Annotated in this window: 18 protein-coding genes; 10 read left to right on the top strand and 8 right to left on the bottom strand. The window is 52.4% G+C overall.

From position 1 onward, the window contains the following. The first annotated feature begins 216 nt into the window (after positions 1-216). The 3 genes from HNR75_RS01455 (at position 217) to HNR75_RS01445 (ending at position 2178) form a co-directional block, all read left to right on the top strand. Complete coding sequence (locus tag HNR75_RS01455; protein WP_188025233.1) at positions 217-801, top strand: LON peptidase substrate-binding domain-containing protein; 585 nt, start codon at positions 217-219, stop codon at positions 799-801. A 149-nt stretch (positions 802-950) separates the two neighbouring features. Continuing rightward, positions 951-1529, top strand: coding sequence for a sigma-70 family RNA polymerase sigma factor (locus tag HNR75_RS01450; RefSeq protein ID WP_188025232.1), 579 nt, complete (start codon positions 951-953; stop codon positions 1527-1529). Then, the gene (locus tag HNR75_RS01445; RefSeq protein WP_188025231.1) at positions 1522-2178 is read left to right on the top strand and encodes a ChrR family anti-sigma-E factor; all 657 of its coding nucleotides are present in this window, start codon (positions 1522-1524) and stop codon (positions 2176-2178) included. The genes HNR75_RS01450 and HNR75_RS01445 overlap by 8 nt, the downstream gene beginning before the upstream one ends. Here HNR75_RS01445 and HNR75_RS01440 read toward each other — a convergent pair. After that, positions 2175-3077, bottom strand: coding sequence for a LysR family transcriptional regulator (locus HNR75_RS01440; RefSeq protein ID WP_188025230.1), 903 nt, complete (start codon positions 3075-3077; stop codon positions 2175-2177). The genes HNR75_RS01445 and HNR75_RS01440 overlap by 4 nt on opposite strands. Positions 3078-3251: 174 nt before the next feature. Here HNR75_RS01440 and aguB point away from each other — a divergent pair, with 174 nt between their 5' ends. Then, the gene (gene aguB / locus HNR75_RS01435) at positions 3252-4136 is read left to right on the top strand and encodes an N-carbamoylputrescine amidase (RefSeq protein ID WP_188025229.1); all 885 of its coding nucleotides are present in this window, start codon (positions 3252-3254) and stop codon (positions 4134-4136) included. Positions 4137-4162: 26 nt separating this feature from the next. Beyond that, entirely contained in the window at positions 4163-5257 is a 1095-nt protein-coding gene (gene aguA / locus HNR75_RS01430) for an agmatine deiminase (RefSeq protein ID WP_188025228.1), read from the top strand. Positions 5258-5305: 48 nt separating this feature from the next. Here aguA and HNR75_RS01425 read toward each other — a convergent pair whose 3' ends face one another. Beyond that, a complete protein-coding gene (locus tag HNR75_RS01425) occupies positions 5306-8611 on the bottom strand; it encodes a bifunctional diguanylate cyclase/phosphodiesterase (protein WP_188025227.1) in 3306 nt (1101 codons plus the stop codon). A gap of 7 nt (positions 8612-8618) precedes the next feature. Next, positions 8619-10820, bottom strand: coding sequence for a primosomal protein N' (gene priA / locus HNR75_RS01420; protein WP_188025226.1), 2202 nt, complete (start codon positions 10818-10820; stop codon positions 8619-8621). Between the two features lie 143 nt (positions 10821-10963). On the opposite strand from priA, the gene rpmE reads away from it, so the two are divergent. Continuing rightward, positions 10964-11176 carry a 50S ribosomal protein L31 gene (gene rpmE, locus HNR75_RS01415; protein WP_081741466.1) on the top strand — a complete coding sequence of 71 codons (213 nt, stop codon included), beginning with the start codon at positions 10964-10966 and terminating at the stop codon, positions 11174-11176. Positions 11177-11355: 179 nt separating this feature from the next. Continuing rightward, positions 11356-12600 (top strand): malic enzyme-like NAD(P)-binding protein, encoded by a 1245-nt coding sequence (locus HNR75_RS01410; RefSeq protein WP_188025225.1) that lies wholly within the window; start codon positions 11356-11358, stop codon positions 12598-12600. A 141-nt stretch (positions 12601-12741) separates the two neighbouring features. Here the strand turns inward: HNR75_RS01410 and HNR75_RS01405 are convergent, their stop codons facing one another. Beyond that, positions 12742-13869, bottom strand: a complete 1128-nt coding sequence (locus HNR75_RS01405; protein ID WP_188025224.1) for a porin — start codon at positions 13867-13869, stop codon at positions 12742-12744. Positions 13870-14103: 234 nt separating this feature from the next. Between HNR75_RS01405 and glpX the strand changes: the two genes are divergently transcribed. Continuing rightward, complete coding sequence (gene glpX, locus HNR75_RS01400) at positions 14104-15111, top strand: class II fructose-bisphosphatase (protein ID WP_188025223.1); 1008 nt, start codon at positions 14104-14106, stop codon at positions 15109-15111. A 70-nt stretch (positions 15112-15181) separates the two neighbouring features. Here glpX and HNR75_RS01395 read toward each other — a convergent pair whose 3' ends face one another. From HNR75_RS01395 to HNR75_RS01385, 3 genes are all read right to left on the bottom strand, one after another. Continuing rightward, a complete protein-coding gene (locus HNR75_RS01395; RefSeq protein ID WP_188025222.1) occupies positions 15182-15568 on the bottom strand; it encodes an acetyl-CoA sensor PanZ family protein in 387 nt (128 codons plus the stop codon). A gap of 93 nt (positions 15569-15661) precedes the next feature. After that, complete coding sequence (locus HNR75_RS01390) at positions 15662-17128, bottom strand: glutamate synthase subunit beta (RefSeq protein ID WP_188025221.1); 1467 nt, start codon at positions 17126-17128, stop codon at positions 15662-15664. Continuing rightward, positions 17128-21732: a glutamate synthase-related protein gene (locus tag HNR75_RS01385; protein ID WP_281364914.1), complete on the bottom strand. Its 4605-nt coding sequence runs from the start codon at positions 21730-21732 to the stop codon at positions 17128-17130. Before HNR75_RS01385 ends, HNR75_RS01390 begins: the two co-directional genes overlap by 1 nt. A gap of 575 nt (positions 21733-22307) precedes the next feature. On the opposite strand from HNR75_RS01385, the gene HNR75_RS01380 reads away from it, so the two are divergent. Together HNR75_RS01380 and rlmM are read left to right on the top strand one after the other, a co-directional pair. Then, positions 22308-23216 carry a transcriptional regulator GcvA gene (locus HNR75_RS01380; protein ID WP_188025220.1) on the top strand — a complete coding sequence of 303 codons (909 nt, stop codon included), beginning with the start codon at positions 22308-22310 and terminating at the stop codon, positions 23214-23216. 82 nt (positions 23217-23298) lie between these two features. Continuing rightward, positions 23299-24399 carry a 23S rRNA (cytidine(2498)-2'-O)-methyltransferase RlmM gene (gene rlmM / locus HNR75_RS01375; RefSeq protein ID WP_188025219.1) on the top strand — a complete coding sequence of 367 codons (1101 nt, stop codon included), beginning with the start codon at positions 23299-23301 and terminating at the stop codon, positions 24397-24399. Positions 24400-24463: 64 nt separating this feature from the next. On the opposite strand, the gene xni is transcribed toward rlmM, so the two are convergent. Continuing rightward, positions 24464-25246 carry a flap endonuclease Xni gene (gene xni / locus HNR75_RS01370; RefSeq protein WP_188025218.1) on the bottom strand — a complete coding sequence of 261 codons (783 nt, stop codon included), beginning with the start codon at positions 25244-25246 and terminating at the stop codon, positions 24464-24466. Between the last annotated feature and the right edge of the window lie 3 nt (positions 25247-25249).

Raw genomic sequence — 25249 nt, 5'->3', positions numbered from 1 at the left:
TGAGCAGGAAATTTTACTCGGAATGCCGTGCACTGACTACCTTTTCAATCGGCTTTCAGGAAAGTTGGCGCTATACAGCTACAATTAAAATAAGACATTAATAACGATAGCACAGTGGTAAAACGGTTAGTTGTGGCTGCTGATGACAGAGACACATCAGCGACCGGGAATCCGTCTCAATGCGACTCCTGTTCATATCAAAAAGAGGAGGCAGCTATGCAACTAGCTATATTTCCCTTACGTATCAATATATTACCTGATGGTGTTTTACCGTTGCGCATTTTTGAGCAGCGTTATATCCGTATGATTGCCGAATCGCAAAAACGTGGAATGGGTTTGTGTTTGCTGGGTAAGTCAATTGATGGCGGATTTTCACCGTTACTGACAATTGGGACCCGGGTTGAAATCATTGATTTTGACCAGCTGGCAGACAGTACACTCGCGGTTACCATGAAGGGGATGGAACGTTTCCGCATCCATGCCATGAATGTCGAAGCTGATGGCTTGCTCAGTGCCGAGGTTGATATCTTGCCCGGCTGGGAGCATGCGCCATTACTGCCGGAACAACATATTCTGGCGGAAAAACTGGGACAGTTGTTTTATGAACATCCGGATTATGCGGCTTATTATCCGGCTCCACAGTGGAGTGATGCCTGCTGGGTCGTCCAGCGCTGGCTGGAGGTGTTACCGCTGGATGCGGAGGAGAAATTCAATCTGATGGCCAGCAATGATTTTCATGATGCATTGCATTTCTTGTTGCGGGTGGTACAGGAAGAAGAGGCTGCAGTACACCGGCACTAACTGAATTATCCCTGTAAATGATCCGCCTTCTGACTGGTTGCGTAATAAACGATTACGCAATTTAGTCAGGGTGTTTCAGTATGGGATGGGGAAACATGGGATATACTGCGGCTATTCAGTCGAACCGACTGCCTCCGCAGAGGATGTTGATGGAAGAAGCCAACCTCGATCTCACCGCATTACTGTTACAGGTGTCCGCACACCGGAGTAAGGCTGCCTATAGCCAGCTCTTTCACTATTTTGCCCCCCGTATCCGGCATTACGGCCTGCGTCATCTGCGTTCTGAAGCAAAGGCGATGGAGCTGGTTCAGGAAACCCTGCTGGCTGTCTGGCAAAAGGCGGCGCTGTATCATCCGGAAAAGGGTGCGCCGACAACCTGGATCTACACGGTCATGCGGAATCAGTGTTTCGATATGTTACGCCGCCAGCAGGTGTCCAAAGAGGATCTGGTGGCGGAAGATATCTGGCCGGTGCTGGAGTATCAGGCTGTTCAGGATGATGAAAATGATCCCGGTGAACATGACATCCTGACCCGTCAGTTAGCGCATTATCTGCATCTGCTGCCTGCCGCGCAGCAAGAGGTGGTACGCAGTGTCTATCTGCAGGAACAAACGCTGCAGGAGATCGCGGATCGGCTGCAGGTTCCTCTGGGTACAATCAAATCAAGATTACGTCTGGGCTTGGCCAAATTACGCGAACAAATTGAGCAGGAGCATAAGCATGATTAATTTTCATCCTGATAATGCTCTGCTGGCGGCTTATGCGGCCGATACACTGCCATTATCCATGACTCTGGCGGTCGCCATTCATGTGGAGTTTTGTCCGGCCTGTGCACAGCGGGTTGCCGATTTTGAGCGCCGTCTGGCAGAGAGTGTCCTGATCGCCGAACCTGCCGATGCGCCCGCTGAACCCGCGTTTGATGATATGTTGTCGTATATTCTGGCGCAGCCGGCCGAACCTCTTGCGCTACCGGCGGCCGAACCGGCTATCGAAATTAACGGGCAATCCTTCTGGTTACCGCGTGCCTTACGCCATATCGGCCGGCAGAACTGGCAGCAGATGGGAGATATCGGTCGCAGCCGTTTGCTGCTGGACGAAGCGTCGTCCGGACGGGCCAGTCTGATGTTCCTTTCCGCAGGCGCATCCGTGCCACAGCATACACATAAGGGGATGGAACTGACTCTGCCCATCAGCGGTGCTTTCCGGGATGAGCTGGGGGAATATATTCCGGGTGACTTCATCCTGCGGGACAGTCGCATTGCCCATCAGCCGCGTTCGAAAGAAGGTTGTCTCTGTTTTGCCCTGCTGGATGCGCCGGTGCAATTTACCCAGGGTCTGCCACGGATCCTGAATAACTTTGGTGATTTGCTGTACTAAAGCAGTTGCCGCATCAGTTGCCGTAACCAGATCACGGACGGATGTTCCCCCTGCGCCGGATGCCAGACACAGTTTAAATGGTAGCAGGGCATATCATCCGGCAGTGAAACCATACGAAGAGGCCAGTTGCCCGCCAGCATACTGGCCACTTTTTTGGGTAGCACCAGCAGATGATCGGTCTGACTGACAATGGCCGCTGCAGAAAGATAACTCTGGCTGTTGGCCGATATGCGGCGCTGCAGACCATGACGGGCCAGATACCGATCCACCATCGATTCGCGCGTACCGAGCGGTGAGTGAAACACATGAGGCAGGGCGATCAGCTGTGCCAGATCCAGTTTTTCTCCGGCCAGTGAATTATCCCGTTGTACCAGCCCGGCCAGTGGCTCCTGCAGCCAGGTTTCCCGGCACAGATAGCGCGGCACATCCATATACTCATCAAAGCCCAGGACCAGATCGATCTCGCCATTCGCCAGTTCAGCTTCCGGTAACTGATCACGCAGGATGGCAATTTCGATCTGGATCTGCGGGGCAATTTCTTTTAACCGGCGGATCAGCGGCGGGATCAGCACACACTCCACATAGTCGGTGGTGCTGATGACAAACCGGCGCGCGGAATGCTGCGGCTCAAACTCTTCCATCTCTCCCAGTTGCTGCTCCAGCAGATGCAATGCCTGCTGTACTCCGGCATGCAGTTTCAGCGCTCTGGCGGTGGGTTGCATACCTTGCGGCGTTTTCACCAGCAGCGGATCGGCAAACTGCTCGCGCAAGCGGTTCAGGGCATGGCTCATCGCCGGCTGGCTGATATAGAGCTGCTCGGCGGCGCGGGTAACATGACGACAGGTCATCAAAGCGTCAAACGCCAGTAATAGATTGAGATCGAGCTGGTGGAGTTTCATGGATTATTCATTTCATTTATCACTGAATAAATATAATTCATTTGATGGATGATGGTGCATCTTTCTAAACTGCGGCTCAGAAAATTTAAGCTATACCTAATACCGGACTGACGGAGAAATCCGCCGGACACACTTTCGTAGTTCAGATACGCTTTCACACAGAAGGAGCTTGTTATGGCATTAGTAACTGTGGCCGCCACGCAGATGGCATGCAGCTGGGATATCGACGGCAACGTCGCGCGCGCAGAAAAATTGGTGCGTGAAGCTGCCGCCAAGGGCGCGCAGATCATCCTGATCCAGGAACTGTTCCAGACGCCTTATTTCTGTATCGATCAGAGTCCGGAACATTTCGATCTGGCACAAACACTGGAAGAAAGCCCGCTGATCCAACATTTTTCGGCACTGGCGAAAGAGCTGGATGTGGTACTGCCACTGTCGTTTTTCGAACGTGCCGGTAATGCGCACTACAACTCGCTGGTGATGATCGATGCCGACGGTGAAGTGCTGGATGTGTATCGCAAGACCCATATTCCGAACGGCCCGGCTTATCAGGAAAAACAATTCTTCACCCCGGGTGATACCGGCTTCATCGTCTGGGAAACCAAATACGCCAATGTTGGTGTCGGTATCTGCTGGGATCAGTGGTTCCCGGAAACGGCCCGCAGTCTGGCACTGCTCGGTGCGGACGTGATTTTCTTCCCGACCGCGATCGGTTCTGAACCGGCTTATCCGGAAATTGATTCACAGCCACACTGGACTCGCGTACAGCAGGGCCACGCCGCGGCCAACATCATTCCGGTGATTGCCTCTAACCGTATCGGCACTGAAAAGAGCAAGTTTGTGGAAGGTCTGGAAATGACATTCTACGGCTCTTCATTCATCGCTGATCAGACCGGTGCACTGGTGCAACAGGCGGATAAAACCAGCGAATGCGTACTGGTGCATACCTTTGATCTGGATGCGATCCGCAAACAGCGTATCAGCTGGGGTCTGTTCCGCGATCGCCGCCCGGCGATGTACGGCACCATCATGACTTCTGATGGCGAAACCTCCTGGTAATCAGCGGTAATCAAGGACATCAGAATATGACAATTAAGACAGTAACCGGCCTGCCGAAGCAGGACGGTTTTTTTATGCCGGCCGAGTGGGCTCCACAGCAGGCTGTGTGGATGATTTGGCCATTTCGCCCCGATAACTGGCGTGAAGCCGGCAAGTTTGCCCAAGCCACGTTTGCCAAGGTCGCCGAAGCGATTGGTGGTGCGACGCCGGTATATATGGCGGTGCCGGAACAGTTTATGGCACAGGCGAAAACCATCATGCCGGCGGCCGTGAAACTGATTCCCATGAATTCTGACGACTGCTGGGCGCGGGATACCGGGCCGACGGTGGTGATCAACGGTAACGGTGAATGCCGTGGCATCGACTGGGGCTTCAATGCCTGGGGCGGTCATCATGGCGGACTTTATTTCCCATGGGATCAGGACGAGCTGGTGGCGCGACAGATGCTGGAAGTACACGGTTTCGATCGTTATGCAGCGCCACTGATTCTGGAAGGCGGCTCGATCCATGTCGATGGCGAAGGCACCTGCATGACCACGGCGGAATGTCTGCTGAATAAAAACCGCAATCCGCATCTTTCCAAAGAACAGATTGAAGCCTATCTGCGCGATTATCTGAACGTCAGTGCCTTTATCTGGCTGGAAGAGGGCGTGTATATGGATGAGACCGATGGTCATATCGATAACATGTGCTGCTTTGCCCGTCCGGGTGAAGTGCTCCTGCACTGGACGGACGATGAAAATGATCCGCAGTATGCGCGTTCACAGGCGGCGTACAAGGTACTGTCAGAAACGGTCGATGCCAAAGGGCGTAAGCTGAAAATCTGGAAACTGCCGCAGCCGGGTCCGCTGTACTGCACGGAAGAAGAATCTGCGGGTGTGGTGGATGGTTCCGGTGTGCCGCGCGATGCCGGTGGCCGTCTGGCAGGATCTTACGTGAACTTCCTGATCACTAATGACCGGATTGTCTATCCACTGCTCGATCCGAAAACGGATGATGAAGCTAAAGCAATTCTGCAGCAGATCTTCCCGGAACATACCGTGGTCGGTGTACCTGCCCGCGAGATCCTGCTCGGTGGCGGCAACATTCACTGCATTACCCAGCAGATCCCGCAAGGTTAATACCATGAAGGCACGAATATTCGTGCCTTCTGTTTTTCCTGTGTCAGGTTACTTCTCGGTGTCTTCCATCTGAGCCCGCAACAACTGTTCAAATTGATCGGCCGGCACCGGCGGGCTCACCAGATAGCCCTGATAGCAGTCGCACCCTTGCTCTTTCAGGAAGGCCAGTTGTTCTTCGGTTTCAACCCCTTCCGCCAGCACTTTCAGGCGCAAGGTATGCGCCATGGCGACAATGGCGGCAGCGATTTCCATATCGTCTTTCTGGTGCGGAATATCCTCGACGAAACTCTTGTCGATTTTCAGTACATCCAGCGGGAATCGCTTGAGATAAGCCAATGAGGAGTATCCCGTTCCGAAATCATCAATTGCCAGCCGGATACCATATTTCCGTAAGGCATTTAATGTTTCCACCGCCTCATTTTCATGGGTCATCAGGGCGCTTTCTGTCAGCTCCAGCTCCAGCAGCGAGGCCGGATAGCCAGTCTGCTCCAGCGCATTGAAAACAGATTCCAGAATATGACTGTTGCGGAACTGTGCCGGAGAGATATTCACGGCCAGATTAATGGCAGGCAGTCCTTTTTGTTGCCATTCCTTGCCCTGACGACAGGTTTCCAGCAAAACCCATTCACCGAGTTGCTTAATCAGCCCGGTTTCTTCTGCCACCGGGATAAACCGGGCCGGCGAGATCAGGCCATGCACCGGATCCTGCCAGCGAACCAGTGCTTCGGCACCAATAATCCGGTTAGTGCTGATATCTATCTGTGGCTGGAAATAGATACGTAACTCATTTTGTCTGAGCGCCCGCTGCAGGCGTACTTCCAGATCCAGTCGTTGTTCTGCTGCCCGGGTCAGTTCATCGGAGAAATAACGGAAACAGCTGCGGCCATGGGCTTTCGCCCGGTACATGGCCGCATCGGCCTGCTGCAGCAGTTCCTTGGGTGTCTGGCCGTGTTCCGGATAGAGGCTGATCCCAATGCTGGCACTGATGATGACTTCTCTGCCATTGGGTAAATGGAAGGGATCTTTCAGCAATTGCAGTATGTCTTCCGAAAGATGTTCCACATCGTGCAGAGCAGGGTTTCCCTCAATTAATACCGTGAACTCATCGCCGCCCAGACGACAAATGGTGTCCGAGGTCCGGACACGCTGACGTAATCGCCCGGCGACCTCCTGCAATAACGCATCACCAATCGGATGACCAAAACTGTCATTGACGTCCTTAAACCGATCCAGATCCAGCATCAGCAGGGCAAGCCGGTGATGATTCCTGACCGCCAGATCGATGGCATGGGTGAGATTAATCGTCAGCAGTGCTCGGTTGGGTAACTGCGTCAATGGATCATGGTGCGCCAGATGTGCAAGTTTGGCCTCGCTGGCTTTGAGCTTGCTGATATCGCTGTAAACACTGACGTAATGCGTCAATTGTTGCTTGTCATTTCTGACGGCGCTGATGCTGCAGATAAGGGGAATGACCTGGTGGTCTTTTCGACGGTTCCAGAGCTCCCCCCGCCAGAAACCGGAGGTATTAAGCGCATTCCAGATATTCTGATAAAACGCGTCTGTATGCTTGCCTGACTTGAAGATAACGGGGGTTGTTCCCTGTAATTCCTGCTGGGAAAAACCAAACAATTCGACAAAAGCCGGGTTGACTCTGGTGATCCGGGCATTTTTATCCGTGATCATGATGCCTTCACGCGTGTTATCAAACACCGTGGCAGATTGTCTTAAGATCGCTTCATTTTCTTTTTGTGCGGAAATATCTTCAATGACGGAAATGACAAACGCAATATTCCGCTCCGCAGTTCTGACACAACGGGTATCGACATTCACATAAATCAGTCGCCCGTCTTTGCGCCTCAGCTGTTTTTCGCAGCGGTAGCCATCGCAAAGATCCTGGGTCATCTGATACATTGCCGTGATGTCCGCTTCCTGATATTCGTCCGCAGTCAGTGACAGCAATGTCTGTTCTGTCATTTCACTGTGACTGTAGCCCAGTAACTCGCTTAGCTGATGGTTGTACCGGATCCAGTGGCCTGTCTGTCCGTGTGTAATGGCCATACCGAACAATGGCAATTCAAAGAAGTGCCTGAGCAAGCGATCTTTTTCACTGGTTTGCCGCTGCAGTTCCAGCTGGTTGGTGTATTGCTGTTGTCGCCACAGTAGCGTCACGACAAAGATGACCAGCAGGCCGGCGAAGAATACGACCAGTGTGATCCAGTAGACGAGATTATGCAGCGGCGCATAGATCTCGGCCCGATCCTGCTGAACCAGAATATGCCAGCCGGAATACCTGACGGGAATGTAACCGGCAACCACATCGGTTGCGTCTGCATTTTTTCCTTCCAAAATTCCTGCTTGATCACGGAGTGCCTGTTTCAGCAGCGAGAGTGTTGCAGTTTTGAACCAGCGGGTGGTGGCCTGGGTCCGTTCTGCGTCATTGGCCGGCAGCGCGATATACGATAACCATTCGGCATGCGGTTGCAGCAGATAGATTAGGCCGGTTTGCGTGGCGCCGGGCCAGTTTTGTATCAGTGATAACAGATTGGCCTGCAGATCCTGACTCATGATCAGCGTGCCAATACGTTCATCGCTCCGGGTATCGATGAGTGGTACCTGTATATCCAGGTAAACCCGGTTATTTTCGTCCCAGTACCAGCTGGTCTTTAATGAGCCGACTCCGAGCTGATGATCGTGCGGCCCTGGCGAAGGGTGAGAATGGGCGTCAATCACGGTTTTATGCACCGGGACATGGCCAATAATAAATCGTGGCGCATTCTGCTTATCAAGCAATAACAGCGATTGGTAATGTTTGTTGCGGGCCAATAGTGCCAGTGGATTCCGGATGGCTTCGTTGGCGGCATGGCCTCCGGCATTGATTAATGCTACCGCTTGGGTGAAAGCTTGATCACTTTGCATCATCAGGCCATCGGCCAGACGCTCCTGCAACCAGGTTTCAATCTGTTCCGCTTTTACTTTAGCCAGCGTATTCAAGGTATTGTGGCTGTCTTGCCTGATTTGTTGACCATGAATGCCATACAACAGTACCGGAATTAACGGCATCAGTAATATCTGGAAAGCAAACAGCCAGTATAACCGGCGTGAGGAGGTCTGCTGTTTCTGATTGGTTGTTTTGCGCTGCTGCCAATTCAGCATCAGATAAAGCAGAAAGCTGGTCAGGGCAACAAACAGAAAACCTTTGACGATAGAAAGGAAAGTCAGCCACTCGCGATCGCTGATCAACCAGGCGAGCAGTTTGTCGGACACAGCAATCCAGAGTGCGGCAAACAAGGCGTAATACAACACGATGCTTGCCGACGTGAACTCCCGTGATCGCGTATTCTGGTTCTTTTTCATGTCCGACTCAACCTGCCACCTCAAGCGGATCTACATCCAGATGCCAGCGTAACGAATGATGAATGGGTAACGTATCAATCGCCGGCAGTAACTGTCGCAGATAATGCTGCAGATGCATCCGCTGGGGACTCTGCAGCATCAGCAACATCCGATAGCGTCCGGCCCGTCGTTCCATCACCGGGCTGAGCGGTCCCAGCAATTGCAGATCCGGTGCACCGTAGTGATGGCAGATTTGCGCTGCCTGCTGCATGAAAAGCGCCAGTGGTTCCCGTGATGGCGCATCCGCCCGTAATACGGCCTGATAGCTGAATGGCGGCAGTGTCAGCGCCCGCCGTTCCTGCAGACAGGTCCGGGCAAAATGGGGATATCCATTGTTCAGCAGGTCCTGCAGCAAGGCATGTTCCGGATGATGTGTCTGCAGCACGACCATCCCGGGTTTACTGGCACGTCCGGCCCGGCCGGCGACCTGGACATAGAGCTGAGCCAGCCGTTCTGTCGCCCGGAAATCAGACGCAAACAGCGCGCCGTCCACATCCAGAATCCCGACTAGGGTCACATCCGGAAAATGGTGACCTTTGGCCAGCATCTGTGTGCCGAGCAGGATCTGATATTCCTGTTGCCGGATGGCGTTGAGATGCGCCTCCAGTTCACCTTTGCGCCGGGTGTTATCCCGATCGATCCGGATCGTTTTGTAAGCCGGAAAACGCTGCTGCAGAAATTGCGCCAGCTGTTCCGTACCGACCCCGGAGCTGACCAGATTCCGGCTGTGACATTCCGGGCATTGATGTGGTACCGGGCGCATGTCATCACAGTGATGGCAGTGTAATCGCCGATCCTGCTGATGCCAGGTATAAAAGGCATCGCAGTGCGGACAGGCCGCTACCCAGCCGCAATCATGACACAGCAGGGCGGGCGCATACCCCCGGCGATTCAGAAACAGCATGACCTGATTGCCGGCTGCCAGCTGTTCGTCCATCAGTTGCAGCAATTGCGGCGCGATGCCGGCCTGCAGCGGCAAATGTTTGACATCCAGCAGATGCTGTTGCGCGGCCTGGGCGCCACCGGCCCGCCGGGTCATCTGCAGATGGTGGTAGCGGCCTTGCAGCGCGTTATGCAGGCTTTCCAGCGAGGGCGTAGCCGAACCCAGCACGATAGGGATCTGTTCCCGTTGTGCCCGCATGATGGCCAGGTCGCGGCCGTGATAACGGAAGCCCTCCTGCTGTTTAAACGAAGAATCATGTTCTTCATCCACGACGATCAGGCCCAGTGATTTAAAGGGCGTAAAAATGGCGGAACGGGTACCGATCAGAATGGCTGCTTCACCGGCTCTGCAGGCCAGCCAGGTATCCAGCCGCTCCCGGTCATTCATCCCGGAATGCAGTGTTAATATAGGCGCATGAAACCGGCGGCGGAAGCGGCGTAATAACTGCGGTGTCAACCCGATTTCCGGTACCAGTACCAACACCTGCTGCCCCTGGGCCAGCCGGGTGCGTATCAGTTGCAGATAAATTTCGGTTTTACCGGAACCTGTCACGCCCTCCAGCAGAAAAGGACGATAATCATCGCTGTGACTGATTGCGGCCAGCACTGCCGCCTGCTCCGTATTCAGATAGGGTGCATCGTCTTCATGCAGTAACAGGTGATCCAGCCATTCCCGGGTCTGCAGATGCAGATCAAACGGTTTTATCAGCGCTTTAGCCGCCAGCTGTTTCAATACTGGCGTATCAATGCCCTGTTCCCGTAATTCGGCGGCAGGTAACGGCCCATCCTGTAGCAGTTGCAGAGCCTGCTGCTGACGGGGCGCCCGTTTCAGCGTTGTGATTGCCTCTTCTATTACAGCGTTTAGCTGCCAGCACGGGATCGGTTTACGTTCAGCCGCTTCCCCCTGACGTAATAACACCGGCAGGGCATGATGCAGCACTTCACCCACAGGATGGTGATAATAATCCGCCGCCCACAGTAACAACTTCCACAATGCGGGCGGAAACAGCGGCGTTGTGTCTAAATGCCGTGAGATTGATTTTAGTTTGGATAATGCCAGCTCGCTTTCCGTCGGGTGGGCGACCACAATCCCTACTAATTGCTGTTTGCCGAAGGGCACAAGTACACGACAGCCAACCGGCGGTAATGGCTGAGAAGCAAGGTAGTCGAAGCGGCGATAAAGCGGTACCGGCAATGCGACCTGAATAAGTGTTAATGATTCGGGCACGGATGTCTGTTTTTTCTGCGCATATACTTGCGGGGGTAAGGCCTATCCTATATCATTCTGACCCTTGAAAATATCCGTTTAATGTTTCGTGTGGTGTCTGGCTTCGGGTCAGATGGCGACACGGCCTGAATCAGAGGTTTCCCATGAAAGAAGGTATTCACCCAGACTACCACGAAATCACTGCAAAGTGCTCTTGTGGTCACGTGTTCGTAACCCGTTCAACCGGTAAAGACCTGAACCTGGACGTATGTTCAGAATGTCACCCGTTCTACACCGGTAAACAGAAAGTTCTGGACACTGGTGGTCGTATCGACCGCTTCAAAAAACGCTTCAACGTACTGGGCGGCAAGAACTAATCTTCCCTCTGTTCAATGCGTTTTCAAGCAAAGCCAGCCTTCGGGTTGGCTTTGTGCTTTTCTGGCGTATAAATATTTTCATTAAAGACTCGAACAGCCCTTGTGATTGGTGTTTGCTGATTTATGATCACAGCGATTTAACCATGACTGGTTATGTAATTTCTGTTCAGGGAGTCTTTATGTCCGCCGACCTTCGTCAAGCCGCTCTTGATTATCACGCTAATCCTGTTCCTGGCAAAATCGCTGTTGCTCTGACCAAACCGGCTGAAACAGCCGATGACCTGTCTCTGGCTTACAGCCCTGGCGTTGCCGAACCGGTGCGTGAAATTGCAGCGAATCCGGCGGATGCCTATCGCTATACTTCCAAAGCCAATCTGGTTGCGGTGATCACAAATGGTACAGCTATTCTGGGATTGGGAAATCTGGGTCCGCTGGCGTCCAAACCCGTGATGGAAGGCAAGGCACTGCTGTTCAAGCGTTTTGCCGGTATTGATGCAATCGACATTGAAGTAAAACATACCGACAGTGCCGATTTTATCCGTACTGTCGCGAATATTGCCGATACCTTCGGCGGTATCAATCTGGAAGATATCAAGGCACCGGAATGTTTTGAAATTGAAAAAGCACTGATTGAATTGTGTGATATTCCGGTATTCCATGATGATCAGCACGGTACGGCGATTGTGACTGCCGCCGGTATGCTGAACGCTCTCGAAATCCAGGGCAAGCAACTCTCTGATGTGCGCATTGTCTGTATGGGCGCGGGCGCTGCTGCGGTCGCCTGTATGGATCTGCTGATCGTGTGTGGCGCGAAACCGGAAAATATCTACATGCTGGATCGCAAAGGCGTGATCCATTCAGGTCGCTCTGATATCAATGAGCATAAGCGCCGCTTTGTGAATGATTCCGGTCTGAGAACACTGGAACAGGTGATGGATGGCGCGGATGTCTTTGTGGGCGTTTCTGGCCCGGATGTCTTATCTGCCGATCTGGTGAAAACCATGGCGCCGAAACCGGTGATTTTTGCCTGCTCCAATCCGGATCCGGAAATTCGGCCTGAACTGGCAAAAGCAGTACGTGATGATCTGATTATCGGTACTGGCCGTTCGGATTATCCAAATCAGGTCAACAATGTGATCTGTTTTCCGTTCATCTTCCGGGGCGCATTGGATGTGCGCGCCAGCCGCATTAACAGTGCCATGAAACGTGCTGCTGTTGAAGCGATCCGCGGTATTGCCAAGGAGCCGGTACCGGTGGAAGTATTACAGGCCGCCGGTGAAACGGAACTGACGTTCGGTGTGAATTATGTATTGCCGAAACCGATGGATCCTCGCCTGTTACCGCGCGTTGCCCGGGCTGTTGCTATTGCTGCGGAAGAATCCGGTGTTGCCCGTATTCCATTGCCGAACAATTATATGCTGTAAGATTGCAGGCAATCGGATGAAAACACCTCCCTCGGGAGGTGTTTTTGTATGAGCAACAGAAATGGAGCTTTGCAGCCTGGAAACAAGAAAGCCGCCTTGAGCAGGCGGCTTTAGTATGTTTATCCCGGCAGTATGGAAAGATTAGAAATCGTAGCGAACGGCCAGCTGCATATCGTTTTTATAGTCGTATTTGCTGTCGGTATCTTTGTCGTTGATACGGTATTCAGCCGCTACACGCAGGTTTTTGTTGAACTTGTACTGAGCACCCAGGGTGTAGTATTTAACAGTATCTACGTCTTCTTTGCCTGACTGTTCAACGGTCTGGTTGTTATACATAGCCATCAGACCAAAACCATTGATGAAGTCATAGCCTACAGTTGCTTCGATACCGGTGTGATCTTTACCAACACCAACAAAGTCAGTGCCCTGAGCATAGTTCACCGCAGCATAGGTAGCTTTGTCATCATATTTCGCGCCAATTACCCACAGTTTGGCATCGGTGCTTTCACCGTCTTTTTCGTATTTACCAACGTTGTAACCAGTACCGATGCTGAAGTTCATTGGCAGGTTGTAGGCAGCCGCGATACCGTACGCATCGGCACTCTTGCTGTCGTTTGTATTGCCACCAGCTTCTTCTTTGGTGTCGCCATCAAATTTGTAGCTGGCATCCAGCATGAATTCTTTGTTTGCACCGAAAATGCCTGAGTATTTCAGTACGTCAGCCGCACGGCCGGTCGCGTAGGTGTCAGTCGCTACACCCAGTGCTTCGTTACCGTAACCGTCAGTCAGTGACTTATCAGTCCAGTCGCTGATCAGCGACACAGCGCCTTTCTGACGACCGAAAGTGGCCTGACCCCAATTCTCATCTTTCAGACCACCGTAGGCCAGACGGGTACGCAGGTTACCGTCGTTAGAATCAGAGGTGGTAACGGTGTATTCTTCACCGTCAATGGTGATGGTTTCTGTCTTGTCACCAGCCAGCGTTTTCTCACTGTTGCCGATGTTGAATTGTGCTTCGTACACGCCGATGGCTTTGGTTGTGCCGCTGACAACCGCATCACCTTTGGCACCGAAACGAATGAACTGGTTCGCACCGATTTTTTCACTCTTTTCACCTGGGGTGCCCGCTTTCTCTTTGGTACCGAAGAAGTGACCGGCATAAGCACGACCATTCAGATCCAGAGATACTTTTTCATTCTTATAGACTTCAGCAGCGTTGGCTTGGGTTGCAACCAGCAGAGCAATGGCTACAGCAGTTAACTTTTTCATCATCGATCCTTAACTTTTTTTGTGAGGGCCGGGGTGCTCCCGATTTATTCCGAAAGAAAGGTTAGGGTGCATCGATGACGTTTCGGTTACAGCAAAATTAAGCTTTTGTTGATCGTGTTCACAATTTATCCGGCTATGGTTGTATACTCGGCAGTCATACCCAAGTGTGATAAACTCGCGCGCATTGGCTGTAAAGCCACAATTCTGAACGTATCTGATCTGCAGGAACCCCCAATGAGACGTGAACTGGCAATTGAATTTTCCCGTGTAACTGAAGCGGCCGCACTGGCTGGTTATAAGTGGCTGGGTCGTGGTGATAAAAACCTGGCTGATGGTGCTGCCGTTGAAGCGATGCGCTTTGTACTGAACCAGATTGAAATTGATGGCGAGATTGTGATCGGTGAGGGTGAAATCGATGAAGCGCCAATGCTGTATATCGGTGAAAAAGTTGGTTGCGGTGGGGATGGGGTGGATATTGCGGTCGATCCGATTGATGGTACCCGCATGACGGCCATGGGTCAGAACAATGCTGTGGCTGTGCTGGCTGCCGGTGACAAAGGTTCGTTCCTGAAAGCACCAGACATGTATATGGAAAAACTGATCGTTGGCCCGAAAGCCAAAGGGGCTATCGATCTGAATCGCCCACTGGCGGAAAATATCATTGCGGTCGCTCGTGCACTGGATAAGCCATTACATCGTCTGAGTGTTATCACGCTGGCGAAACCACGCCATGAAGCTGCCATCAAAGAAATGCAGGACATGGGCGTGCGTGTGTTTGCGATCCCGGATGGTGATGTTGCCGCATCTATGCTGACCTGCCTGCCAGATAACGAAATCGATATGCTGTATTGCATCGGTGGTGCACCGGAAGGCGTGATCTCCGCTGCGACTGTACGTGCGCTGGATGGTGATATGCAAGGCCGCTTGTTACCTCGCCACCAGGTTAAAGGCGATACACCGGAAAACCGTGAACTGGGTGCACAGGAGATAGCTCGTTGCGAAAAAATGGGTATTGATGTGAATGCGGTTCTCACTCTGCGTGATATGGCGAAAACCGACAACGTGATCGTTTCTGTTACCGGTATTACCAAAGGCGATTTGCTGGAAGGGATTACCAGTGATGGCATGCTGGCTACGACTGAAACCTTGTTGATCCGTGGTAAGTCACGCACTATCCGCCGCATTCATTCCACGCATTACCTGCAGCGTAAAGATCCGCAGATCCAGAAAATTATTTTCTAATCTGAATCAGCATTAAGCCGCTTTAACAAACTGAACACCAGACATCAGCGCTGGTGTTCAGTCAGCAAGATCACAAACCGAGCTTCCACTGATTACCTTCGGCATAAAATCCGGCCTGGCGTAAAAAAGCCTGCAAACCAGCCAGTTCCTGCGCATCGACGTTTCCGAGATCCATGGTGATCTGTTGTTGCCCCTGTGCGATCAGCCAGCGAAGGGTATCCGCCAGCAGATAACGGCCAATACCACGACGACGGGTCAGATCGCGCACCGCGAAATAGCGCAAGTTATCCCCTTCACTAATTGCCAGACCGACCACGCGGTCATTGAACGTTGCCAGATGCCAGTCACCCAAGGCATGGGCAGCGTCGATGGTTAATTGATGGGCAGCTAATAACTTGCCGAGACTGTCCTGCCACAGCGGCAAAACATCATGAGAGTGATGAACGGTTAAGCGCATAAATCTGGTATTCCGATACAAATAAAAGGCAGTGTACCACTAAATAAAAAGCCCCATCATCAGGACGGGGCTTTTTTGCTAATCAGACACAGCTTAGCGAGGTAACAGGCTGGAGCCCATCAGGAATGCATCGACTTCACGAGCACACTGACGGCCTTCACGGATAGCCCATACCACCAGTGACTGACCGCGGCGGATATCGCCGGCAGCATACACTTTAGGTACAGAGGTCGCGTAACAGCCTTCATCTTCGGTGGTTGCTTTCGCATTGCCACGGGCATCTTTTTCCACGCCGAAAGCATCCAGTACTTTCGCCAGCGGGTTGGTAAAGCCCATTGCCAGGAAGACAGCATCCGCTTTCAATTCAAATTCGGAACCTGGAATTTCAACCAGTTTGCCGTCTTTGAATTCAACCTTAACCAGTTTCAGCCCAGTCAGTTTACCGTTTTCACCGATAAACTCTTTGGTAGACACCGCGAACTCACGCACACAGCCTTCTTCGTGAGAAGAAGAGGTACGCAGTTTCAGTGGCCAGTATGGCCAGGTCAGTTCTTTGTTTTCCTGCACTGGCGGCTGTGGCATTACTTCCAGCTGAGTCACAGAAGCAGCACCGTGACGGTTAGAGGTACCCACACAGTCAGAACCGGTATCACCACCACCGATCACCACAACGTGTTTACCTTTCACGTTGATCGGGTTGGCACCGTCACCAGCGACTTCTTTGTTCTGCGGGATCAGGAATTCCAGCGCGAAATGAATACCGTTCAGTTCACGACCCGGAACCGGCAGATCACGTGGGGTTTCAGAACCACCCGCCAGAATGACTGCGTCGAACTCTGCGTCCAGCTGAGCCGGAGTCACAACGGTTGTGGCATCGTTAGCCACGCCCGCAGGCAGGTTGTTGTCCAGCGCAACCAGAGTGCTGGTCTTGAATACCACACCTTCGGCTTCCATTTGTGCAGCACGGCGATCGATGGTGTTTTTATCCAGTTTGAAATCCGGAATACCGTAACGCAGCAGACCACCGACACGGCTGTTCTTTTCAAACACAGTCACATCATGACCCACACGGGCCAGCTGCTGTGCTGCGGCCAGACCTGCTGGGCCTGAACCGACAACCGCGACTTTCTTGCCAGTTTTAACGGCTGCTGGCTGAGGTTTCACCCAACCATTTTCCCATGCGGTATCAATGATGTAGCGCTCAATTGACTTGATGCCAACTGGATCTGCATTGATGCCCAGAGTACAGGCCGCTTCACAAGGGGCCGGACAAATCCGGCCTGTGAATTCTGGGAAGTTGTTGGTGGAGTGCAGCACACGGATCGCCATCTCGGCTTTACCGCGGTACACCAGATCATTCCAGTCAGGAATGATGTTATTCACCGGACAACCGTTGTTACAGAACGGGATACCGCAATCCATGCAGCGTGCGCCCTGGGTAGAGGCTTCCTGTACGGTCAGAGACGGTACAAATTCCCCGTAATGTTTTACACGTTCTTCAACAGGAGCGTAGTGTTCCTTCACGCGTTCAAATTCGAGAAAACCGGTTGGCTTACCCATTACGCAATCTCCTTTTCCTGCGGTGCAGCAGTCATTTCCTTCAGAGCACGGCGATACTCGTTCGGATAAACTTTTACAAACTTACCACGGTAAGCATCCCAGTCAGCCAGAATCGCTTGCGCGCGCGGGCTGCCAGTGTATTTAGCATGTTGTGCTACCAGCGCTTTCAGATGTTCTTCATCGCTCTGGTCGTTGTGCCATGGTTCGGCGGCAGATTGTTCTGCGGTTGGCAGGACTTTCTCCAGGGTCACCATGGACAGGTTGCAACGGGTCGCGAAGGTGTTGTCTTCGTCCAGTACGTAAGCGATACCGCCCGACATACCTGCAGCGAAGTTACGGCCAGTCTGGCCCAGAACAACCACAGTACCGCCAGTCATGTATTCACAACCGTGGTCACCAACGCCTTCAACCACTGCGCTTGCGCCGGAGTTACGGACAGCAAAACGTTCGCCACCCACACCGCTCAGATACGCATGACCAGAAGTCGCACCGTACATGACGGTGTTACCGATGATGGTGTTTTCGTGAGTATTGCCGGTGAAGTTCGCGTTCGGGCGAACGATGATACGACCGCCTGACAGACCTTTACCCACGTAGTCGTTACCTTCACCCACCAGATCCAGTGTCACACCTTTCGCCAGGAAAGCCGCGAAACTCTGACCCGCAGTACCGTTCAGGGTCACATGGATGGTGTCATCCGGCAGACCTGCGCCACCGAAGCGTTTAGCCACTTCACCTGACAGCATGGTACCGACAGTACGGTTGATGTTTTTCACCGGAACTTCGATACGAACGGCTTCGCCTTTTTCCAGTGCTGGCTGAGCCAGTTTGATCAGCTCCTGATCCAGCGCTTTTTCCAGCGCGTGATCCTGAGTACCGGCATGCAGACGTGGTTCATCAGCAGCAACAGCTGGCTGATAGAATACGTTGCTGAAATCCAGACCCTGGGCTTTCCAGTGTTCAACACCGGCACGTTTATCCAGCAGGTCAGAACGACCAATCAGGTCTTCAAAGTTGCGGATACCCATCTCAGCCATCAGTTCACGCACTTCTTCTGCAACGAAGAAGAAGTAGTTCACCACGTGTTCTGGCTGGCCTGAGAAGCGTTTACGCAGTTCAGGATCCTGAGTCGCGACACCAACCGGACAGGTGTTCAGATGGCATTTACGCATCATGATACAGCCTTCAACAACCAGCGGCGCGGTAGCGAAACCGAACTCGTCCGCACCCAGCAGGGCGCCGATGATCACGTCACGGCCGGTCTTGATCTGACCGTCAACCTGAACGCGGATACGACCACGCAGGCGGTTCAGTACCAGAGTCTGCTGCGTTTCAGCCAGACCCAGTTCCCATGGAGAACCAGCGTACTTGATGGATGACAGTGGCGATGCACCGGTACCACCATCGTGACCAGCGATAACCACGTGGTCTGCTTTCGCTTTGGATACACCCGCAGCAACAGTACCCACACCGACTTCAGACACCAGTTTCACCGAAACAGACGCTGACGGGTTGGCGTTTTTCAGATCGTGGATCAGCTGAGCCAAATCTTCGATCGAGTAAATATCGTGGTGTGGCGGCGGAGAAATCAGACCTACACCCGGTACAGAGTGACGCAGGAAGCCGATGTATTCGGAAACCTTGTGACCTGGCAGCTGACCACCTTCACCTGGTTTAGCACCCTGAGCCATCTTGATCTGGATCTGATCAGCGTTCACCAGATATTCGGTAGTGACACCGAAACGACCTGATGCAACCTGCTTGATCGCAGAACGTAAGCTGTCGCCAGCCTGCAGTTCCAGATCGCGTTCGATACGTGATTTGCCGATAATTTCGGACAGCAGTGTTGGCTGGCTGACCGGAATGAAACGGTTCGCGTCTTCACCACCTTCACCGGTGTTGGATTTACCGCCGATACGGTTCATCGCCACAGCCAGCGTAGTGTGTGCTTCGGTAGAGATAGAACCCAGTGACATCGCGCCGGTTGCGAAACGTTTAACGATCTCTTTCGCGGATTCAACTTCTTCCAGCGGAATTGGCTCAGCCGCTTTCTTGATCTCAAACAGACCGCGCAGCGTCAGATGACGTTTAGTCTGGTCGTTGATGATCTTCGCGTACTCTTTATAGCTTTCGTATTTGCCGCTACGGGTAGAGTGCTGCAGCTTGGCGATCGCGTCCGGCGTCCACATGTGATCTTCACCGCGGGTACGGAACGCGTATTCACCACCGGTTTCCAGCATGTTTTCCAGTACCGGATCAGCAGAGAAGGCGCTTTCGTGCATGCGGATTGCTTCTTCCGCGACGTCGAACAGGCCGATACCTTCCACTTTGGATGGTGTGCCGGAGAAGTATTTGTCTACAAAGGCTTTCTTCAGACCAACAGCTTCGAAGATTTGCGCGCCGGTGTAAGACATGTAAGTGGAGATACCCATCTTGGACATGACTTTGCACAGGCCTTTGCCAACAGCTTTAACGAAGTTGGCAACGTATTTCTCTTCTTTCACTGCATCGCCGCCTGCCATTTCACGCAGGGTTTCCATCGCCAGCCATGGGTGGATAGCTTCAGCACCGTAACCACCCAGCAGAGCGAAGTGGTGAGTTTCACGGGCAGAACCGGTTTCCACGACCAGACCGGTGTTGGTACGCAGACCTTTTTTCACCAGGTGCAGATGCACGGTAGAAGTTGCCAGCAGCGCAGGGATAGCGATATGGTCGCGATCAATGCAACGGTCAGAAATCAGCAGGATGTTGGCACCGCCACGTACTGCATCTTCCGCTTCTGCCGCCAGAGAGGCCAGACGGGCTTCAACACCTTCTTTGCCCCACGCCTGTGGGTAGCAGATGCTCAGTTCGTGAGAACGGAATTTGCCGTTGGTGTATTGCTGAATGTTACGGATCTTCTCGATCTTCGCTGCATTCAGGATCGGCTGCGCCACTTCCAGACGGATTGGTGGATTGATGTCAGCATTGTTCAGCAGGTTAGGACGCGGACCAATGAAGGACACCAGCGACATCACCATTTCTTCACGGATCGGGTCGATTGGCGGGTTGGTTACCTGCGCAAACAACTGACGGAAATAGTTGTACAGCGTTTTGTTTTTGCTGGACAGAACCGGTAATGCCGAGTCGTTACCCATGGAGCCGATGGCTTCTTCGCCATTTTCAGCCATAGGTGCCAGCAGCATCTTGGTGTCTTCCATGGTGTAGCCGAACGCCTGCTGGTAATCCAGCATCGATTCTTTCTTGTCGAAAGGCTGTGCTTCACCCGGGATTTCGTCGATATTGATACGAACTTTGCTCAACCACTCACGGTAAGGCTTGGAGTTGGCCAGCGAGTCTTTCAGTTCTTTATCGTCGATGATGCGACCCTGATCCATGTCGATCAGGAACATCTTGCCTGGTTGCAGACGCCATTTTTTCGCGATACGGGAATCTTCGATTGGCAGTACGCCAGACTCGGAAGCCATTACCACGAGGTCATCTTTAGTCACCAGATAACGAGCCGGACGCAGACCGTTACGGTCCAGTGTTGCACCAATCTGACGACCGTCAGTGAACGCAACCGCAGCCGGGCCGTCCCATGGTTCCATCATGGCTGCATGATATTCATAGAATGCGCGACGGTTTTCGTCCATCAGGGAGTGTTTCTCCCACGCTTCCGGAATCATCATCATCACGGCATGCGCCATGGAGTAACCGCCCATGATCAGCAGTTCCAGTGCGTTATCGAAAGACGCAGAGTCTGACTGACCCGGATAAATCAGCGGCCATACCTTGTCCAGATCTGCACCCAGAACCGGCGAGGTCACAGAACGCTCACGGGCACGCATCCAGTTTACGTTACCACGCACGGTGTTGATTTCACCGTTGTGCGCGATCATGCGGAATGGATGTGCCAGATCCCAGGTCGGGAAGGTGTTGGTGGAGAAACGCTGGTGCACCAGTGCCAGTGCTGAATCGCAGCGTGGGTCGGCCAGATCGTTATAGTAAACGCCGACCTGATCTGCCAGCAGCAGACCTTTATAGTTCACGGTACGTGCAGAGAATGACGGCACGTAGAATTCGTAACAGTGTTTGAGTTTCAGAGCACGAATCGCATGGGATGCACGCTTGCGGATAATGTACAGTTTGCGTTCCAGCGCGTCGGTCACCAGTACATCCGGACCACGGGCAACGAAAATCTGACGAATCACCGGTTCTTTGGCTTTTACTGCCGGAGACATTGGCATGTCACGATTGACCGGCACGTCGCGCCAGCCCAGTACGATCTGACCTTCACCGCGAACCGCACGCTCGATTTCTTCCTGGCACGCCAGACGAGACGCCGCTTCCTGCGGCAGGAACACCATACCAACGCCGTACTCGCCGGCAACTGGCAGGTTAATACCTTGCTTGGCCAGTTCCTCGCGATACAGTTGATCAGGGATTTGAATCAGAATACCAGCGCCATCACCTTGCAGCGGATCTGCACCTACTGCGCCACGGTGATCGAGGTTCTTCAGGATCAACAAACCCTGTTCGACAATGCTATGACTTTTTTGACCCTTCATGTGGGCCACAAATCCGACACCGCACGCATCATGTTCGTTTACGGGGTCATACATCCCTTGTCGTTGGGGTACCGCCGGTTCCATCACGTTATTAATCCTCTCTGTAGATACGCGTCCATCCGCAGTCGTTAAAAAAAGCTGGCTTAGGGGGCCAGCTTTATCGTTTTAACTCTGAGGGCTCGTAACCAAAAAATATACTGTGATTTTCGCCCCAATTCAAGGCAATAGAATGGGGTTTCATATGTAGCTATATAGGATAAAATTACTTTTAAATCATAAATATAAGTGCAATCACCAAAATGGTGCGAAAGATTTTTATATCGCACGAACGAATTACATTTCATTGTGAGTATAGATGACATTTCGCATTCTTATGGATAATTATTCTTTATATTTATTTCAATGCGGAGTTAACTACTGTTAAGCACTTCAAATGCATAAATATTCACCTATTTTGTCGGTTTGTAATGATGTAATTAACTTGTAACAAAAATAGGCATTGGTATCCGACATGTGGCTTATTGATCCAGCGTAATATCCATTCATTCTGCAGCTTTATTTACTTCTGTATTACAGACGGGACTTTATATAATAAACGCAGTTCCTGCAGGAAAAGGATGCCGGTTTTTATGTCCCGACGACTACCTCCGCTGAATGCGCTGAAAGCATTCGAAGCTGCTGCCCGCCATCTGAGTTTTACCAAGGCGGCGGAAGAGCTGTTTGTCACGCAGGCTGCGATTAGTCATCAGATTAAAGCGCTGGAAGACTTTCTCGGGCTGAAACTGTTTTTGCGTCGTAACCGCAGTTTGTTACTGACCGAGGAAGGCCAGGGATATTACCAGGACATCCGTTCCATCTTCAGTTCTGTCTGTGAGGCGACGGAACGGCTGATTGCCCGCAGTGCCAAAGGCACGCTGACAGTGACCATGCAGCCGAGTTTTGCCATTCAGTGGCTGGTACCCAGACTGATGCAGTTCAGTCAGCTCCATCCTGAAATTGATGTGCGGATCAAGGCCGTCGATCAGGATGAAGGCACGCTGGTCGATGATGTCGATATTGCCATTTATTATGGCGATGGTCATTGGCCGGAGTTGCAGTTGTATAAACTCCATTCCGAATACCGGATCCCGGTTTGTGCGCCATCATTATTACAGGGAAAGGGTTTGTCAAAACCGGACGATCTGGCCGGGTTTACCTTGTTGCATGATGGCTCGCGTCGTGACTGGTCCCGCTGGTTGCATGATAACGGAATCTCTATTCCGAATGCCGCGCAGGGGCCGATCTTCAGCCATTCGGCGATGGTATTGCAGGCGGCTGTCTTGGGGCAGGGTGTGGCGCTCGGGCATAGCTTGCTGGCCCGTCCGGAAATTCAGGCTGGCCGTCTGGTCTGTCCGTTACCGCAAACCCTGGTCAGTGATAAAGCCTATTATCTGGTGATGACGCCGGGGCATGATTCGCTGGGGAAGGTTGCTGCTTTTCGTGACTGGATCGTAGGCAGGGTGCAGCAGGAAGAGGATGAGTTTAATTCGGCGGTATGATTACATGCTAAAAAAGCAGCATCTTTGTCTGCTTCAGTGTATGGTGTCGCACTTTTCAAGGTGAGTGAGGGGAGAAGCGTAAATGAACCACCTGATGTTCTATTGTCGTCCGGGATTTGAAAAAGATATGGCCGCGGAGATCCAGGATAAGGCAGTGGCACTGGAGTGTTTCGGCTTTTCCCGTGTCGTGGATAACAGCGGTTTTGTGTTGTATGAATGCTATGGCGAATCGGATGCCGAAAAGCTGGCGCGCCGTCTGCCATTCCGCGAACTGATTTTTGCCCGTCAGATGCTGGTGATGTTTAAACAGCTGAGCGGTCTGGATCTGCAAGATCGTATCACTCCAATAGTGGAAGCGTTGGAAGGGATGCCGGAGTTTGGCGAACTGCGGGTCGAAACGGCCGATACCAATGAAGCCAAAGAGCTGTCTACTTTCTGCCGTAAGTTCAGTGTGCCACTGCGTCAGGCGTTGCGGTCCGCCGGTAAGCTGTCCGGGGAAGAGAACGATCGCCGTCCGGTATTGCATCTGTTTTTCCTGAAAAATGACACCGTCTGGCTGGGTTATTCCTATCCGAACAATAATTCGCCTTATCTGATGGGGATCCCGCGTCTGCGTTTTCCGTCTGATGCGCCAAGCCGTTCCACACTGAAACTGGAAGAGGCGTTCTATATGTTCATTCCGGTGGAAGATGATGAATATCGTCTCTGCTCCGGGCTGACAGCGGTGGATCTGGGCGCCAGTCCGGGTGGCTGGACTTATCAGCTGGTCAAGCGTGGCATGATGGTGACCGCAGTGGATAACGGCCCGATGGCTGAAGCACTGATGGAAACCGGTCAGGTAAAACACGTGATGGAAGATGGATTCAAATACCGTCCGACCAAGAAAAATCCGTACTGGCTGGTCTGTGATATGGTGGAAAAACCGGCCCGTATCACGCATCTGATTGCGCAGTGGTTCCGTGACGGATTATGTCAGGAAGCCATTTTCAACCTGAAACTGCCGATGAAAAAACGCTATGCGGAAGTGGAGCATAATCTGGCGGTACTGAAAGAGTGGCTGACGGAGCTCGAGGGTGACTATGTCATTCAGGCAAAACAGCTTTATCATGATCGTGAAGAGATCACTGTGCATGTATATGATGAACGCAAACTGGCGCGTCGTCGTTCCGGTGCATTTAACTGATTACTGATTGTGGTATCTGAATATAAAAAGAGCGACCGGGTGTCGCTCTTTTTGATCGCCCTGTTTATGCCGGTGGCGTGTAGCGCAAATCCTTCAGATTGAATCCCAGCGGGATATCCTCTTTCAACCGTACCAATTCCTGAGCCAGTAAGCAGACGTCACGATACTGCTGTACCAGTTGCAGCTTCTTGTTATTTCCGGCATCAGCCTGCAGTAGCTGGGCTAATGAACCGTATTCCGCTAATAGCTGCTGTGCCGTTTTTTCGCCGACCCCGGGTACGCCTTTGATATTCATGCCACTGATGCCGGTCAAGGCCCAGAAATCGACCAGTTGCGAAGGGAGCAAGCCATACTGTTGCTGCACGAAGGCATGGTCCAGCCAGCGTTTGTTAAAGTAATCGCGGATTTGCAATCCGCTGTCCAGTAGCTGGCAGAACCCTTTGTCGGTAGAAATCAGCGTAACCTGATGGGCATTAGCCACCAGAGGTTTGACCAGAGTGGCGATCAGGTCGTCTGCTTCATCCGTTTCCGAGACGAGTGAATCAATACCAAGACGGAACAGCGAATCCTGCAACTGATGCAGTCCTTGCCGCAATGTCTCCGGCATGGCAGTTCGTCCTTCTTTGTAAGCGGCATACCGGACTTTACGCCAGCCGGGTGTGTCGCTATCAAAGACGGCAATAACATGGGTAGGCGCCGCTTCCTGCAGGATAGTTGCGACTGCCCGCTGCATGGTGATATCAGTGGCGGCCAGCTGTGCGGCGGCATCGTCCGGATGTTGTTTACTCTGAACAGAGTGGATGCGTCGGATCAGATTCAGCGCATCCAGGATTAACAGGTGAGCCATCGT

Source organism: Tolumonas osonensis (genome assembly GCF_014202415.1).
Taxonomy (GTDB): domain Bacteria; phylum Pseudomonadota; class Gammaproteobacteria; order Enterobacterales; family Aeromonadaceae; genus Tolumonas; species Tolumonas osonensis.
This window is presented reverse-complemented; position numbering and strand designations above follow the sequence as displayed.

What these genes read in the sequence shown, in the direction of transcription:
- HNR75_RS01445 (WP_188025231.1), top strand. Translation starts at nt 1,522, where the DNA reads ATGATTAATTTTCATCCTGATAATGCTCTGCTGGCGGCTTATGCGGCC.
- rpmE (WP_081741466.1), top strand. Translation starts at nt 10,964, where the DNA reads ATGAAAGAAGGTATTCACCCAGACTACCACGAAATCACTGCAAAGTGC.
- rlmM (WP_188025219.1), top strand. Translation starts at nt 23,299, where the DNA reads ATGAACCACCTGATGTTCTATTGTCGTCCGGGATTTGAAAAAGATATG.
- HNR75_RS01405 (WP_188025224.1), bottom strand. Translation starts at nt 13,869, where the DNA reads ATGAAAAAGTTAACTGCTGTAGCCATTGCTCTGCTGGTTGCAACCCAA.
- HNR75_RS01425 (WP_188025227.1), bottom strand. Translation starts at nt 8,611, where the DNA reads ATGAAAAAGAACCAGAATACGCGATCACGGGAGTTCACGTCGGCAAGC.
- HNR75_RS01410 (WP_188025225.1), top strand. Translation starts at nt 11,356, where the DNA reads ATGTCCGCCGACCTTCGTCAAGCCGCTCTTGATTATCACGCTAATCCT.
- HNR75_RS01440 (WP_188025230.1), bottom strand. Translation starts at nt 3,077, where the DNA reads ATGAAACTCCACCAGCTCGATCTCAATCTATTACTGGCGTTTGACGCT.
- xni (WP_188025218.1), bottom strand. Translation starts at nt 25,246, where the DNA reads ATGGCTCACCTGTTAATCCTGGATGCGCTGAATCTGATCCGACGCATC.
- glpX (WP_188025223.1), top strand. Translation starts at nt 14,104, where the DNA reads ATGAGACGTGAACTGGCAATTGAATTTTCCCGTGTAACTGAAGCGGCC.
- HNR75_RS01380 (WP_188025220.1), top strand. Translation starts at nt 22,308, where the DNA reads ATGTCCCGACGACTACCTCCGCTGAATGCGCTGAAAGCATTCGAAGCT.
- aguA (WP_188025228.1), top strand. Translation starts at nt 4,163, where the DNA reads ATGACAATTAAGACAGTAACCGGCCTGCCGAAGCAGGACGGTTTTTTT.
- aguB (WP_188025229.1), top strand. Translation starts at nt 3,252, where the DNA reads ATGGCATTAGTAACTGTGGCCGCCACGCAGATGGCATGCAGCTGGGAT.
- HNR75_RS01450 (WP_188025232.1), top strand. Translation starts at nt 951, where the DNA reads ATGGAAGAAGCCAACCTCGATCTCACCGCATTACTGTTACAGGTGTCC.
- HNR75_RS01395 (WP_188025222.1), bottom strand. Translation starts at nt 15,568, where the DNA reads ATGCGCTTAACCGTTCATCACTCTCATGATGTTTTGCCGCTGTGGCAG.
- HNR75_RS01390 (WP_188025221.1), bottom strand. Translation starts at nt 17,128, where the DNA reads ATGGGTAAGCCAACCGGTTTTCTCGAATTTGAACGCGTGAAGGAACAC.
- HNR75_RS01455 (WP_188025233.1), top strand. Translation starts at nt 217, where the DNA reads ATGCAACTAGCTATATTTCCCTTACGTATCAATATATTACCTGATGGT.
- HNR75_RS01385 (WP_281364914.1), bottom strand. Translation starts at nt 21,732, where the DNA reads ATGTATGACCCCGTAAACGAACATGATGCGTGCGGTGTCGGATTTGTG.